General features: G+C 58.3%; 19 protein-coding genes. 16 read left to right on the forward strand and 3 right to left on the reverse strand.

Translation table 11 applies throughout. The features are described from left to right. From VJU77_13555 to rpsD, 8 genes are all read left to right on the forward strand, one after another. Window positions 1-878: SecY family transport protein (locus tag VJU77_13555; GenBank protein ID HKP04373.1), on the forward strand; the 878-nt coding region annotated here is incomplete at its 5' end. Continuing rightward, window positions 879-1532, forward strand: coding sequence for a nucleoside monophosphate kinase (locus tag VJU77_13560; protein HKP04374.1), 654 nt, complete (start codon window positions 879-881; stop codon window positions 1530-1532). Beyond that, the gene (map, locus tag VJU77_13565) at window positions 1529-2305 is read left to right on the forward strand and encodes a type I methionyl aminopeptidase (GenBank protein HKP04375.1); all 777 of its coding nucleotides are present in this window, start codon (window positions 1529-1531) and stop codon (window positions 2303-2305) included. Before VJU77_13560 ends, map begins: the two co-directional genes overlap by 4 nt. Beyond that, window positions 2278-2496 carry a translation initiation factor IF-1 gene (gene infA, locus VJU77_13570; protein ID HKP04376.1) on the forward strand — a complete coding sequence of 73 codons (219 nt, stop codon included), beginning with the start codon at window positions 2278-2280 and terminating at the stop codon, window positions 2494-2496. The genes map and infA overlap by 28 nt, the downstream gene beginning before the upstream one ends. Window positions 2497-2545: 49 nt before the next feature. Further along, window positions 2546-2659, forward strand: coding sequence for a 50S ribosomal protein L36 (gene rpmJ / locus VJU77_13575; GenBank protein HKP04377.1), 114 nt, complete (start codon window positions 2546-2548; stop codon window positions 2657-2659). A gap of 6 nt (window positions 2660-2665) precedes the next feature. After that, complete coding sequence (gene rpsM / locus VJU77_13580; protein HKP04378.1) at window positions 2666-3061, forward strand: 30S ribosomal protein S13; 396 nt, start codon at window positions 2666-2668, stop codon at window positions 3059-3061. A 327-nt stretch (window positions 3062-3388) separates the two neighbouring features. Beyond that, window positions 3389-3760: a 30S ribosomal protein S11 gene (gene rpsK / locus VJU77_13585; GenBank protein ID HKP04379.1), complete on the forward strand. Its 372-nt coding sequence runs from the start codon at window positions 3389-3391 to the stop codon at window positions 3758-3760. Window positions 3761-3801: 41 nt separating this feature from the next. Next, complete coding sequence (rpsD, locus tag VJU77_13590; GenBank protein ID HKP04380.1) at window positions 3802-4413, forward strand: 30S ribosomal protein S4; 612 nt, start codon at window positions 3802-3804, stop codon at window positions 4411-4413. Between the two features lie 8 nt (window positions 4414-4421). Here rpsD and VJU77_13595 read toward each other — a convergent pair whose 3' ends face one another. Further along, window positions 4422-4658, reverse strand: coding sequence for a hypothetical protein (locus VJU77_13595; GenBank protein HKP04381.1), 237 nt, complete (start codon window positions 4656-4658; stop codon window positions 4422-4424). A gap of 45 nt (window positions 4659-4703) precedes the next feature. On the opposite strand from VJU77_13595, the gene VJU77_13600 reads away from it, so the two are divergent. After that, window positions 4704-5117 (forward strand): response regulator, encoded by a 414-nt coding sequence (locus tag VJU77_13600; protein HKP04382.1) that lies wholly within the window; start codon window positions 4704-4706, stop codon window positions 5115-5117. A 46-nt stretch (window positions 5118-5163) separates the two neighbouring features. On the opposite strand, the gene VJU77_13605 is transcribed toward VJU77_13600, so the two are convergent. Next, window positions 5164-5514 carry a DUF2934 domain-containing protein gene (locus VJU77_13605; GenBank protein HKP04383.1) on the reverse strand — a complete coding sequence of 117 codons (351 nt, stop codon included), beginning with the start codon at window positions 5512-5514 and terminating at the stop codon, window positions 5164-5166. 108 nt (window positions 5515-5622) lie between these two features. Here VJU77_13605 and VJU77_13610 point away from each other — a divergent pair, with 108 nt between their 5' ends. From VJU77_13610 to VJU77_13625, 4 genes are all read left to right on the forward strand, one after another. Further along, the gene (locus tag VJU77_13610) at window positions 5623-6051 is read left to right on the forward strand and encodes a phage holin family protein (GenBank protein ID HKP04384.1); all 429 of its coding nucleotides are present in this window, start codon (window positions 5623-5625) and stop codon (window positions 6049-6051) included. Then, entirely contained in the window at window positions 6048-6818 is a 771-nt protein-coding gene (locus VJU77_13615; protein ID HKP04385.1) for a hypothetical protein, read from the forward strand. Before VJU77_13610 ends, VJU77_13615 begins: the two co-directional genes overlap by 4 nt. A gap of 22 nt (window positions 6819-6840) precedes the next feature. Then, window positions 6841-7497, forward strand: coding sequence for a phosphoribosylanthranilate isomerase (locus VJU77_13620; GenBank protein HKP04386.1), 657 nt, complete (start codon window positions 6841-6843; stop codon window positions 7495-7497). 120 nt (window positions 7498-7617) lie between these two features. Then, entirely contained in the window at window positions 7618-9495 is a 1878-nt protein-coding gene (locus tag VJU77_13625) for a hypothetical protein (GenBank protein ID HKP04387.1), read from the forward strand. A 60-nt stretch (window positions 9496-9555) separates the two neighbouring features. Here VJU77_13625 and VJU77_13630 read toward each other — a convergent pair whose 3' ends face one another. Then, window positions 9556-10197, reverse strand: coding sequence for a sigma-70 family RNA polymerase sigma factor (locus VJU77_13630; protein ID HKP04388.1), 642 nt, complete (start codon window positions 10195-10197; stop codon window positions 9556-9558). Between the two features lie 103 nt (window positions 10198-10300). Between VJU77_13630 and mqnE the strand changes: the two genes are divergently transcribed. Genes mqnE through VJU77_13645 form a run of 3 tightly spaced genes read left to right on the forward strand, consistent with a single transcriptional unit; the run spans window position 10301 to window position 13134 of the window. After that, on the forward strand, window positions 10301-11449 hold the full coding sequence (mqnE, locus tag VJU77_13635; GenBank protein HKP04389.1) for an aminofutalosine synthase MqnE: 1149 nt from the start codon (window positions 10301-10303) through the stop codon (window positions 11447-11449). Window positions 11450-11452: 3 nt separating this feature from the next. Beyond that, window positions 11453-12229, forward strand: a complete 777-nt coding sequence (locus tag VJU77_13640) for a menaquinone biosynthesis protein (protein HKP04390.1) — start codon at window positions 11453-11455, stop codon at window positions 12227-12229. Further along, a complete protein-coding gene (locus VJU77_13645) occupies window positions 12202-13134 on the forward strand; it encodes a DUF72 domain-containing protein (protein ID HKP04391.1) in 933 nt (310 codons plus the stop codon). The genes VJU77_13640 and VJU77_13645 overlap by 28 nt, the downstream gene beginning before the upstream one ends. The last annotated feature ends 17 nt before the right edge of the window (window positions 13135-13151 follow it).

The following is a 13151-nucleotide window of genomic DNA, read 5'->3' on the forward strand; positions in this document are numbered from 1 at the left end:
CCAGGCTGCCCGCAGCACTGGCTCAGGCGTGGAAGACGTTTGTTCCGTCCGAGCCCGGCAGCGCTGCGCAAATGAATCCAGCCATCCTGGTGCTGATGATTCTGTTCCTGTTCCTGGTGATCGCCGGTGTCATCGCCATCACCCAGGGTGTGCGAAAGATTGCGGTACAATACGCCAAGCGAATCGTCGGCCGAAAACAATATGGCGGCGGCACTCAATACATGCCGTTGAAGGTGAATTACGCGGGTGTCATGCCGATCATTTTTGCCTGGGCGATCCTTTTGTTCCCCACCACGATCGTTGGATTCATGTTTCCCAACAGCCCGACTGCGCGCTGGATCGCGGACATGCTTTCAGTCGGCTGGATGCATTATGTGTTTCTGGCGGCGATGATTTTCTTCTTCAGTTATTTCTGGGTGGCAACCCAATTTCAGCCGTCGCAGATCGCCGACGATCTCAAGAAATACGGCGGTTATATTCCCGGTGTCCGTCCAGGCAAGCCGACGGCGGAGTTTCTCGATTACACGATGACGCGGCTGACTTTCGCGGGGGCAATCTTCCTCACGATCATTGCCGTTCTGCCCAGTTTGCTCAGCCAGTGGCTGAATGTGCCCCAGATCACCGCGCAATTCTTTGGTGGAACCAGCCTGCTGATTATCGTGGGTGTTATTTTGGACACGATGCGGCAGGTGGAGACGCACCTCATTCAGCGCCATTACGATGGTTTCCTGCGTAAGGGACGCATCCGCGGCGCGCGCTTCGACCGCGCCAGTTACGCTCGCGGAGAGACGGCCCGGAGCACGACCCTCATGTGGCTTTATGTCGGCATCGCAATTTTGGTGATCGCCGGGGTCGCAATCGCTCTCCACGGACACTAAGTGAAAAAGCGACTGGTGCTTCTCGGTGCGCCCGGTTCCGGAAAAGGAACCCAGGCCGAAATGATCACGCGGCACTTTGGGATTCCGGTGACGTCTACGGGAGCAATCCTGCGAAGAGAAGTGGAATTGGGGACGCTGCTCGGGATCGAGACGGCGGAAAAAACCAAGCACGGCGAGCTCGTTCCCGACAAGATCATCATTGAATTGATCGAGGACTGGGTGCGCCTCCATGGCGCGCACGGATTCGTGTTCGACGGTTTTCCGCGCACGATTCCGCAGGCTGAAGCGCTCCAGGGAATTTTGCTTCGTCATCACACGCCCTTGGATCTTGCGATCTGGCTCGACGTTTCGGCGGACACCATCAAGGAACGCATCTCCCATCGACTGCAATGCCAATCCTGCGGGTTCACCACCAGCGAGGGGGCGGCCGTGTTTTCCGAGCGCGCGATTTGCCCTTATTGCGATGGACCGCTGATCCGGCGGACGGACGACGACGCCGCGGTATTGGAAACGCGCCTCTCAGAATTCAACAGCAAGACGCAGCCGGTCGCCGACCACTATTCGGGGCTGAGCTGTCTGCGGAAGATCGACGGCAATCGCGATCGCGAAGAGGTTTTTGCCGACATCTCGCGGTTGATCGAGCAACCGGCATGATCCCGATCAAAAGTCCGAAGGAGATCGACAAAATGCGGCAGGCTTGCCGCACCGCGAGCGAGATTCTCGACCGGGTGAGCGAACTGGTGCGGCCCGGCATTTCCACGAAGGAAGTCGACCAGGCTGCCGCGGATCTCATGCAGGAGGCCGGCGTGCAAAGCGCCTTTTTGGGTTATCGGCTCGGGCACCGGGTGTTCCCCGGCAATATTTGCATCTCGCTCAATGACGAGATCGTGCACGGGATTGGCAGCCAGCGCCGGGTTCAATACGGCGATATCGTGAAGCTCGACATCGGCGTGGTCCAGGATGGTTGGGTAGGAGATACCGCTTCCACCGTTCCCGTTGGCATGATCGAGGAACGCACCGAACGATTGCTCCGGGTGACGGAGTCGGCTCTACGGCGTGCGATTGAAATTGCCTCCGAAGGGGTCAGGCTTGGCGACGTTTGCGCTGCCATCGAGGAGGTGGCGACGCGGGAGCGGTTTAATGTGGTACGTGAATTTGTCGGGCACGGGGTCGGCCGCAAGCTGCACGAAGAACCCCAGGTGCCGAATTACGGAAAGCGCGGCAGCGGCCCTCGGCTGAAGGCGGGGATGACCCTGGCCATCGAGCCGATGATTAATTCCGGGACCGCTTCCGTCAAACTGCTCGATGACGGCTGGACAGTTTGCACGGCGGACGGAATGCCCTCGGCGCATTTCGAACACACCGTTCTAATTACGAAGGAAGAGCCTGAAATCCTGACATGGCGCGGAAAGACGCAATTGAAGTAGAAGGCAAAGTCGTAGAGTTACTGCCCAACACCATGTTTCGCGTCGAGTTGCCCAACGGGCACCGGGTTCTGGCCCACATTTCCGGTAAAATGCGCCTCCATTTCATTCGTATCTTGCCAGGTGACAAAGTTATGCTAGAGGTTTCTCCCTACGATTTGTCAAAGGGGCGGATCACCTACCGCCAGAAATGACGACGCGGAGCCGATCTCCGCGTTTTTTGTCCTCCCGAATCGATTTGTTATGAAAGTTCGACCATCAGTAAAAAGGCTTTGTGAAGCGTGCAAGATCGTGAAGCGGAAGAACGTTGTCCGCGTGATCTGCAAGAACCCGCGTCACAAGCAGCGCCAGGGTTAATTTTTTATGCCCAGACTACTAGGAGTTGAGATTCCGGCGGACAAACGCATCGAAGCGTCGTTGACTTATATCTACGGCATTGGGCCGAGCACAGCGAAGCGTGTCCTGGAACAGACGAATATCGATCCGAACCTGCGCGCGAAAGATCTGACTCCGCATCAGATTAACGAAATCATCCAGACGATTACCGGCAACAAGATGCTCATCGAGGGCGATCTTCGCCGCGAGTTGCAGAGCAACTTGAAGCGGCTTCAGGCGATCAACTGTTATCGCGGCATCCGCCACCGGCGGGGACTCCCCGTCCGCGGGCAGCGCACTTCCACCAACGCCCGGACGCGGAAGGGGCCGCGAAAGACTGTCGGCGTCATCCGCAATAAGGATGCGAAGGCCGGCAAGGTATAACTTTTAAGAACTTCAGCCATGGCAGATTCCGAAGAAAAAAATCCCGAAACGCCGAGCAGCGCCGAGAAGCCGAAGGCGAAAACTCCGAAGGCAAAGCCGGAGGCCGCGGAGGCCGCTGCTCCTTCAGCTGACACGCAAGCTGCGACAGCGGAAACCACTCCAGCGGCGGCAGGCCCCGAGGCGGCGCCGGTCACGGCGGCTGCTCCCGAAGCTCCCGCCAAGCCAGCCAAAAAAGCGGCCAAAGCGAAGAAGGAAGAGACCGCCGCTCCGGTTGAGGCGCCCAAGGAGAATCTCTCGCTCGACCCGAACGACGTCGAAAAGCCCAAGATCATTAAGGCCAAGGGGAGCAAGAATGTTCATACCGGGATCGCTCACGTCCTTTCCACTTTTAACAACACGATTGTCACGATTACCGATCTGAAGGGAAACGTGATTGGCTGGTCGAGTGCCGGCAAAGTTGGCTTCAAAGGCTCGCGCAAAAGCACCGCCTACGCCGCTCAGATGGTGGCCCAGGACGCATCGCGCCAAGCCATGGGTCACGGTCTCAAGGAAGTCGAAGTTCTCGTGCGGGGTCCCGGCGCAGGCCGAGAATCCGCCGTCCGCGCTCTTCAGGCTATTGGGCTTGATCTCACCGTCATCCGCGACGTCACCCCCGTCCCTCACAACGGTTGCCGCCCGCCGAAACAGCGCCGCGTCTGATCTTTCTTAATTCTTAATTCCTACTTCTTACTTTTCTTCCAATGGGCAGATACACCGGACCGAAAACGAAAGTCAGCCGCCGCTATGGCGTGCCGCTCTTTGGACCTGCGAAAGCGCTCGAGCGAAAGAATTATCCTCCGGGAATGCATGGGCCGAAAGGCTCACGCCGTAAGCAATCCGATTACGCGATCGCGTTGGGGGAAAAGCAGAAGCTTCGGTATCAATACGGCCTCCTCGAGAAACAATTTCGCCGCATTTTCCAAACTGCTCTGCGCAAGCGCGGCGTCACCGGTGAAACGCTGCTCCAGCTCTTGGAAACGCGACTGGATAACGTCGTCTTCCGGCTTGGGCTGGCCAATACCCGCAGTTCCGCCCGACAACTGGTTTCTCACGGCCACGTCCAGGTGAATGGCCGCAACGTGAACATCGCTTCCTACAACGTCAAAGCAGGCGATGAGGTGACGGTGAAAGACCGGCCGAAATCGCGGCAGCTCGCTTTGCGGAATCTGGAGCTAACCCAGATTGCTCCGGTTCCGGATTGGCTTGTCGCCAACCGTGACGCCCTTAGCGGCAAAGTTTCTCGCATCCCGACCCGGGATGAGATGCAACCGATGGTCAACGAGCAGTTGATCGTCGAGTTGTACTCGCGGTAAGAGACTATCTATCCAGGCGGGCGTTCCAGGAGTTCGAGCGCTTTGCTGTAGCTGCGGCGCTGGAGGAAATGGCGCAATTCTGGGTCGACTTTCGACGGCAGGCGTTGTTCGAGGCTCTCAATCTTTTCCGACACGTCTCGTAACCGCTCGGTATGGCGATGGGGATCTTGCCTGCTTTGTTCGTCGGCGATGATCGCCAGGCGTTCGCGTAACGCGGCCTCCAGATCAGTCAGGATATTTTCCATCTATAAAAACTTGAAACGCGCTGCCCTTTGGCGCAAGCGTCCCTTATGAGCGAGGGAGCAGCAAAGAAAATTCTGATTGTGGACGACGACGTGGCGCTGATGCGGGTGATGCGCGAAGCGCTGACCTCGTTCTTGCGTTGCGAGGTGGATACGTCGCCCAAGCCGGAATACGGATTCGAGCTCGCCCTGAAAAAGACCTACGACCTGATGCTGTTCGATTTCTCGATGCCGATGATCGACGGCGCGATGCTGTTCTTTCTCATTGGAAAGGTTTACAATCACTCTATCCCTCCGCGAATTGTCCCGCCGCTTCTGCTCGTGACCGGCAAGGGGGAGGAGAAGCGTGCCCAGGAACTATTACACGAGGCCGGTGTTCGCGGATTGATCCCGAAGCCGTTCGCCATCAATCGCTTGATCGAGAAGGTGAAAGAGTGTCTGCCGGGAGTGCAGACCGTGTAACGCCGCGGACGCTGGTTGGCGGCGATGGAGCGCCTTCGCTGAAAGCTTAGCGGGCAGCCTCTTCGAGCAATTGACGGCGCGCTTCGATCCAATCGTGAGCGGAATCTCCCGGAAGGGAAAGCCTGGCTCGCCGCTCGGCGAGAAAGTAGGCGCGCAGGCGGATTGCCTCATCGGAAGGCTCGGCTGGCGTGGAAGCCGGCGCAGGCTGTGCGGCTGAGCGTGCCGGCGCGGCTTTGGGAGTCTTCTCTTTGGCAGCGGCCTTTTTTGCTTTCGGCTTCGCGGCGGTGACGCGCGGCTTTTTAGCGGGCCGCGCGGCTGGTTTCGGACCGCTGCCGGAGGCGCTTGGAGCCGGAGTGTCCGCTTGTTTTTCAGGTTCGTTTTTGGATTTTTTGGCCACGTTTAGTTGCTTGGAATGCTTGCGAGACCGAATACCGGTCGAGAGGGGGTTGCAAGCGGATTTTGCAAAGCGGTTGCGCGAGGAGACTGATTTCGCCTACCGTGCTCCATGCGACACTTTGTGATTCGCTGGTTTATCACGACGGTGGCGGTAATGGTCGCAGCGTCGTTGCTCAGCGGAATTCGATATGACAGCGTGGGAGCCCTGATCGGCGCGGCCTTACTCCTCGGCATCCTCAATGCCTTCGTGCGTCCGGTGTTGCTGATTCTGGGCGCCCCCTTGATTTTGCTGACGCTGGGATTTTTTATCCTGCTCGTGAACGGATTGATGCTGTATTGGGTGGGGAGCGTTGTGGGCGGATTTCACGTGGATGGCTACGGCAGCGCGTTCTGGGGAGCTATTTGGATCGGCATCGTCAGCTGGTTGTTGAGCGCCTTCTTTCGCGGAAGTGACGGGCGCGTTCATGTGTTGACGCATCATACGCAGATAAAACAGGTGCAGGGCCGAGTAATCGAACCGGGAGACAAACTCCAATGACTTATTGCCTGGGAATGCTTTGCCGCGCGGGCGCGGTGTTTTTGTCCGACTCGAGGACGAGCGCGGGCATGGACAACATCACGATGTGCAGCAAGATGCGAATCTACGAGAAGCCGGGCGAACGGGTGATCTGTATTCTCAGCTCGGGGAACCTTTCGCTGACTCAAGCCACCATCGCCTTGATCGACGAGGATATTCATGCTGGGAAGCAGGATGAAGCCCGCGAGCGAATCACGAACCGAAAGACGCTTTACGAGACCGTTTGTTATGTCGGATCAAAGGTCCGCGAAGTCGAGCGGCGAGATCGTGCTGCTCTCGAGAATGACGGATTCGATTTCAACATTCACCTGATTGTCGGCGGCCAGATCGCCGGGTTCCCGCCCGAGGTGTATCTGGTTTATCCGCAGGGGAATAGCATCCACGCCACGCGCGATTGTCCATTTTTGCAAATCGGCGAGCGAAAATATGGAAAACCAATTCTGGATCGCGGTTTCAGCTACGAAACCGGCCTGGCCGATGCGGTGAAGGTTGGAATGATTTCGATCGATTCGACGATGACCAGCAACGTCGCGGTCGGGCCGCCGATTGATATTCTGTGCTACGAAACCGACTCGTTTCAGGCGAAATTGCGCGCCCATTTGGACGAGGACGATCCTTACCTTCAGTCTATCAGCCAAAGGTGGCAGGACGGGATCGTGAAGCTGGTGAACGAAATGCCCGCGCCGGATTTTAGTAAGCCGGCGTTGGGGTTCGCGACGGCCGCCTAGGCGAACCGGCGCAAGGAGGCCCATGTTTGACGGCGGGGACGACAAGTTCGTCAGGCCACGCGTCAAAATCTGCGGGTTAACCCGAGCCGCAGATGCGGTCGCGGCAATTGAGTTTGGAGCCGATGCTCTTGGCTTCAATTTTTTTCCAGGAAGCAGGCGATACGTCCCAATTGGGGAACGAGATTGGATTGCCGCGTTGCCAGAAGATGTCGCGAAGGTGGCTGTGCTGGTCGATCCAGATTGGAACGAAGCGATGGCGGCGGCGGCCCTGCCGGGGATTGCGGCACTTCAGTTGCATGGCCAGGAAACACCCGAGTTTTGCCGCCGGCTGGCAGAAGAGGGAATTCGTTTTGCCAAGGCCCTTCCCGTCTCGGACGAAGCTTCGGTGGTGGAAGCGCCCTCTTTTTGCACTCGGACGATTTTGCTGGATTCGGCGCGGGCCGGCGAATTCGGAGGAAGTGGGCGAGCCTTCAGGTGGGAGCTTGCGCGGGAATTCGTCAAAGCGAACCCGAAGCTTCGCGTAATCCTCGCGGGCGGCCTGACGCCGGAAAACGTAGCGGATGCAGTCGCCCTGGTCCGGCCTTTCGGGGTCGACGTCACCAGCGGAGTCGAGTCCTCGGAACGCGTCAAAGACCACGGCCGTCTCCGAGCGTTTATCGCTGCGGCCCGGGGCGCTTGACCTCTGGCGAATGCGCTAGGCTGACGAGTCGCGGAAGCCGTGGCGCTGCGGGTTGGCACGGGTTGGGCTGGTCTGCTTCCTGCTTTAATCCGTCCCGCACTCAACGTCCCATACATATTTATGCCTAATCGCTTCAAAACATTTGCCTACGCGGCCGCGGCCATATTCGCCGCATTGTCCCTCGTCAAAGCGCAGACCACCTCTCCTGCGACCGGACCCGCCTCGAGTCCGACGGATTCGCTTCAAAAGGCGCCAATCGCCCCTGTTGCGCCAGTGGCTGACACGAGCACCAAGCCCGTCTCGCCCAAGCTCCCGACAGCTCCGACTACGAAAAGTGACAGCTCGTTGCTTCTCGTCCAGGCATCGAACCCTAACGCGGCCCCGTCCGCCAGCGTGCCTCCGACCAGCGCTACGACCACAACCACGACGCAGACAACCGGCGCGGGCCCAGTCGAGCCAGACAACGTAACGGACAACGGTGGCGTGGGCGTTCGTGAATTTCAGGGTGACGACGTTGGTGCCGTTCTGCGACTTCTGGCGCGCCAGGCCAAGATCAACATGGTCGTGAGCGAAGCCGTTACCGGAACCGTTACGATGCGGCTTGAAGACGTGACCGCGTTGCAGGCCGTCACGATCATCGTCAAAGCCAAGGGGCTGTTTCTGGATAAGATCGATAACGTATATTACATAAAAACTGCGGCGGAACGCACGGCGGAGCCGACCGAGAGCGATAGCTACCAATTCAGCTATTCGCGGGCGAAGGAAACCGCGCCGCTCATCGCAGCGCAACTTTCCAGCAAGGATCCGCCGCAAGTCGACGAACGGACTAACACGATTTTCTACCGCGAAACCCGCGGCAATATCGATGCTATCCGCAAGCTTTTGGTTCAGATCGACAAGCCGACGAAGCAGGTAATGATCGAAGCGCGCCTCGTGGAAGTGACGGCGAACCCAAGGCAATCATACGGAATCAACTGGGGCGGCGTCTTTGGTGGATCGAATAACGCCCAAACTCTAAAATTGGGTGGCAGCACTCTGGCGACCAACGGGACGACTCAAACGGTGATAAACCCGGTAACAGGTTTGCCATACTTGGTAACAACTCCCGGACAGCCGCCATCAGTGCCTATTACCAATGGCAAGTTGAATGCGTGGGACTTCATCATGGATAAGGCGGGAAATCCCCTCGGGGGCCAATTCGCAATCCTTTCGGCGCCGCAGCTCTCTGTCACGCTCCGCATGCTGAATGAAGACTCGGACGCGGAGTTCCTCGCGAACCCGCGGGTCGTCACGGCGGACAACATGCAGGCGAAGATCGAAATCATTCGTGCCCAACCCGTGCCGCAGCTGAATTTCAACGAACAGACCGCCACCGCTGTATTTGGTGGGTTCCAGGACAAGAAATTCGGCAACACCCTGGTGGTCAAGCCATCTGTTAACAAAGATAATTTCATCACCCTGGCCGTGAAGCCGGAGATTAGCAATAAGGTGGCAGATCAGCCGTTCCAATTTGCGGGCGCGACCGTGACCAGCCCGGTTGTTGACACGCGCTCGCTCGATTCAAACGTTCTAATCAAGAGCGGTGACACCCTGGCGATCGGCGGGTTGCTTCAGGATGAGGTGACCAAGGCACGCACCAAGGTTCCCATTATGGGCGACATCCCCATCCTCGGCTATTTTTTCCAGGAAAAACTAAACGCTCGGGTGAAGCGGAACCTGCTGGTGTTTGTTACGCCGACCATCATTGATCAACATTATGGCACCGGCCTCGAAGATCAGGTGAGTGGCCTACATCATTCCGGCGAGGAATACGCCGACCCGAACGGCTGGCGGAACAATGCGAAGGGCGCCGTGCGTCTCGTACCCACCTCGAATCGGCATGTATCGGCGGATTACCCGAAACCGGGCACACCACCTGCACCGGCTTCCAGCCGCACCGAGGTGACAACGACGCAATCCGTGGACTTCAAGAGCACCGCAAACGGACGAGATTACTAACAGCATAAAGATGTGGGGTTGAGAGGGGGCGGATTCTCGCAAGAGGTCCGCCCTCTTTGTTTATCCCGACAGGTAGCGGCTCAGGCTCGCCCGCAATTCTGTGCGGGCCCGAAAAAGGAGACTTTTCACCCCGGAGACGGATTGATCGAGCGCCTCTGCGATCTCCTCGTAGCTGAGCTCCTCGTAACGCCGGAGGATGACCGCCATTCGTTGAGTTTCGGGCAGGCGCGCGATAGCGGCATCGATCGCCTGCTGCAGCTCCGCCTCCAGCAACGAGGCATCCGGCGCCACCGCCCCTTCGTCCCTCAACGGCCGCTCTTCCTCCTCCGGGTCAGGGTGCAGCGGCACTTGGGCGTGGCGGGATCGGCGGCGTAACTCGTTGAAAACCAGGTTGCGCGTAATCTTGAGCAACCAGGTCGTAAACTTCGCCCGGGCGACATAACGGCTCGCGCTTTTCCAGACCCGCACGAAGACCTGCTGGGCGATGTCCTCGGCGTCGGCGTTATTGCCCAGCATTCGGGCCACCGTCCCCACCACCAGCCGCTGGTGCCGTTCCACAAGCTTCTCGAACGCAGCCGGATCCCCCCTGCTGACCAACTGCATCAGCCGGACATCCTCAGCGTCCTCCTGGGCACGCCCCGGCGGGCTTGGTTCATTGCCGGACATGTTGATGAATAAAGCCTCGGGCGTTTGAATGGTCACGGAAAGTTAGTTGGTAACGATTCAACCTTCTTCCCTGCTTTCGGTTGCAACAGAACAAGAGCATGTGCATCATGCCTGCGAAATTCGGCGCCGCCACCTTTCGATGAATCTATCCTTTATTCCGCAGGATCTTCGGTCAATCGCCGAAAAGGTCGAGGTCGGGGAGCGCATTTCGGAAGCCGAGGCTCTCCAGCTGTATCGCTCAAACAATCTCAATGCGCTGGGTCTCATGGCGAGCGAAGTTCGTGCGCGGAAGAACGGAAACTTCGCGACCTACATTCACAATCGCTACATCAATTATTCGAACATCTGCATTCTCTCCTGTCAGTTCTGCGCTTTTGCCGCACGGAAGCGGGACGCGCATGCCTTTGAGTTCTCGATCGAGGAAATCGTCGGCTCCGTTCGCGATGCGCTTACGCTCGGAATTACGGAAGTGCACATGGTCGGCGGGCTGCACCCGAGTTTGAAACAGGATTGGTATCTGCGGCTCCTGCGCGAACTGCGCGCGCTCGATCCGGATTTGGTCATCAAAGCTTTCACCGCGATCGAGGCCCGGCACCTGGCCGAACGCGTCTTCAAGTTGCCAATCAAGACGACGCTGGAGCTGTTGCGCGAGGCAGGCCTCGGAGCGCTCACCGGCGGCGGCGCGGAGATTTTTGATCCTGCGGTTCGTGACGAAATCTGCCGCGGGAAAGAGACGGCGGAAGAGTGGGCGGAAGTTCATCGCATTTGGCATGGCATGGGCGGCCGCAGCACGGCGACCATGCTTTACGGGCATATCGAGACCCTGGCGCAGCGGGTCGATCATCTGCGCCAACTGCGTGCGCTGCAGGATGAGACCGGCGGGTTCACCGGATTTGTGCCATTTGCTTTCGAGCCGCAAACGCCGGCGCTGGCGCACATCAAGCGGGCTTCGGCCATCGAAGAGCTCCGCAATCTCGCGGTCAGCCGAATCTACCTGGATAATTTCGATCACATCACGGCCTACTGGGTTTCGCTTGGACTTCCGCTGGCCCAGATCGCGCTCAGTTACGGCGTTGATGATTTGCATGGCACGATCATCGAAGAAAAAATCTTCCACATGGCCGGCGCGACGACGCCGCAGGAACAAACGGTCGCCACGCTCGAGCACATTATTCGCGAAGCCGGCCGCGAACCGGTCCAGCGAGACAGCTTCTATCGACATCTGCCCAAGAAAAGAACGGCCGCGGCGGCTCCACCCGCCGAGGAGTCCGAACTGGTTTACGCCTGACGCGTGGCGGAGCCGGGGCTTCTGCGGATCGGTTGCGTTAAGTACCTCAACGCCCGTCCCCTCATCCATGGCTGGCCGGGAGACGTAGTCTTCGATCATCCGAACGTGCTTTGTGACCGGCTGGCCAGCGGCTCGCTCGATGTGGCCCTGGTTTCCAGTTTCGAGTTTCTCCGCAACCCCGTCTACACCCTCGTCGACGGCATTTCGATTTCCTCGCACGGACCAGTCCACAGCGTTTTCGTAGCGCACTCCGGCACGCTTGAGGAAATCGAGGAAATCGAGGTCGACCCCGCGTCGCAGACCTCGATCAACCTGTTGCGCTGTCTGATGGCGGAGAATGGATTGTCGCCTAAATTTGTAGTTCGCTCCCGGCTCATTCAGAGAGCCATCACTCCCCGGCTGGCCAAATTTTTTATTGGCGATCAGGCCATTCGTTTTCGGGATGATTGCGCCAGCACTTTCAACTTTTGGGACTTGGGGGAAGAATGGGAAAAGCGCACCCAACTCCCGTTTGTCTACGCGCTTTGGCTCATCCGCCCGGAGGTAGCCGCGCCGAAAGCGATTGCCGACCGGCTGCGCGCCTGCCGCGACAACAACCTGCGTGAATTCGACGTTCTGATTGCGGCGGAAGAAGAATTCAGTCCGGAGTTTTGCGAATATTATCTCCGCGAATGTTTGAGCTACGAGTTTGGGCTGCGGGAAAAGGAGGGCTTGTCCACCTTTCGCAAACTCTGTGAGAAACACGGCATTCTGTGGCACGACTCGCGGCTCATCATTTGACGGCGCCGGCGACGAAATGGCCCCGCCAGGACCTGCGCATCGGAATCTCTGGTTGGACTTATGCGGGCTGGCGCGGGCGGTTTTACCCCAGGAAGCTGGCCCACCGTCTGGAGCTGCAATTCGCCAGCCGCGAATTTAACTCCATTGAAATCAACGGTTCCTTTTATTCGCTCCAGCTGCCTTCGAGTTATCAGCGCTGGTTTACTGAAACGCCGCCGGGGTTTGTTTTCAGCGTCAAAGGCGGCCGCTTTATCACGCACATGAAGAAGTTGCGGAACATCGAAGCGCCGCTGGCCAATTTTTTCGCATCGGGTGTCCTGTGCCTCCGGGAAAAACTTGGACCCATCCTCTGGCAATTTCCCCCGAATTTTGGCTGGAACGAAGGGCGTTTCAGAGATTTTTTCGAGATGCTGCCGCGCGAGACTCGCGCTGCCGCAAGGCTTGCCCGGAAGCACGACGCAAAAGTGAAAGGCCGCGCCTGGACAAAGACCGACGCCACGCGGCCAATTCGCCACGCGGTTGAAATCCGGCATCCTAGTTTCATGGTTCCCGAATTTTTTGCGCTTCTGCGCCGGCATAACATCGCGTTTGTCGTCGCGGATACCGCGGGCAAATGGCCTTATGCGGAGGACATTACCGCCGATTTCGTCTACTGCCGGCTGCACGGCGCAGAGAAGCTTTACGTGAGCGGTTACAGCGATGAGGAACTCGATTGGTGGGCTGGCCGAATCGCGCATTGGCGAAAAGGGAAACAGCCGAGGGGCGCAACCCTTGTCTCTGATCAAAAGGCCACCGCCGGCAAACGGGATGTCTACGTTTATTTCGATAACGACGCCAAGGTGCACGCGCCCTTCAATGCCCAAACGCTCGCGAGGAAGCTTCAACTTCAAGGAGCGGCAGTTTGAAGCCGCCGGCCGAAAAT

Source organism: Chthoniobacterales bacterium (genome assembly GCA_035274845.1).
Taxonomy (GTDB): Bacteria; Verrucomicrobiota; Verrucomicrobiia; order Chthoniobacterales; family UBA10450; genus AV80.

Bases quoted from the DNA above. Each gene is read 5' to 3' on its own strand.
- map (HKP04375.1), top strand. From the start codon at position 1,529: ATGATCCCGATCAAAAGTCCGAAGGAGATCGACAAAATGCGGCAGGCT.
- infA (HKP04376.1), top strand. From the start codon at position 2,278: ATGGCGCGGAAAGACGCAATTGAAGTAGAAGGCAAAGTCGTAGAGTTA.
- rpmJ (HKP04377.1), top strand. From the start codon at position 2,546: ATGAAAGTTCGACCATCAGTAAAAAGGCTTTGTGAAGCGTGCAAGATC.
- rpsM (HKP04378.1), top strand. From the start codon at position 2,666: ATGCCCAGACTACTAGGAGTTGAGATTCCGGCGGACAAACGCATCGAA.
- rpsD (HKP04380.1), top strand. From the start codon at position 3,802: ATGGGCAGATACACCGGACCGAAAACGAAAGTCAGCCGCCGCTATGGC.
- VJU77_13595 (HKP04381.1), bottom strand. From the start codon at position 4,658: ATGGAAAATATCCTGACTGATCTGGAGGCCGCGTTACGCGAACGCCTG.
- VJU77_13600 (HKP04382.1), top strand. From the start codon at position 4,704: ATGAGCGAGGGAGCAGCAAAGAAAATTCTGATTGTGGACGACGACGTG.
- VJU77_13610 (HKP04384.1), top strand. From the start codon at position 5,623: ATGCGACACTTTGTGATTCGCTGGTTTATCACGACGGTGGCGGTAATG.
- VJU77_13615 (HKP04385.1), top strand. From the start codon at position 6,048: ATGACTTATTGCCTGGGAATGCTTTGCCGCGCGGGCGCGGTGTTTTTG.
- VJU77_13620 (HKP04386.1), top strand. From the start codon at position 6,841: ATGTTTGACGGCGGGGACGACAAGTTCGTCAGGCCACGCGTCAAAATC.
- VJU77_13625 (HKP04387.1), top strand. From the start codon at position 7,618: ATGCCTAATCGCTTCAAAACATTTGCCTACGCGGCCGCGGCCATATTC.
- mqnE (HKP04389.1), top strand. From the start codon at position 10,301: ATGAATCTATCCTTTATTCCGCAGGATCTTCGGTCAATCGCCGAAAAG.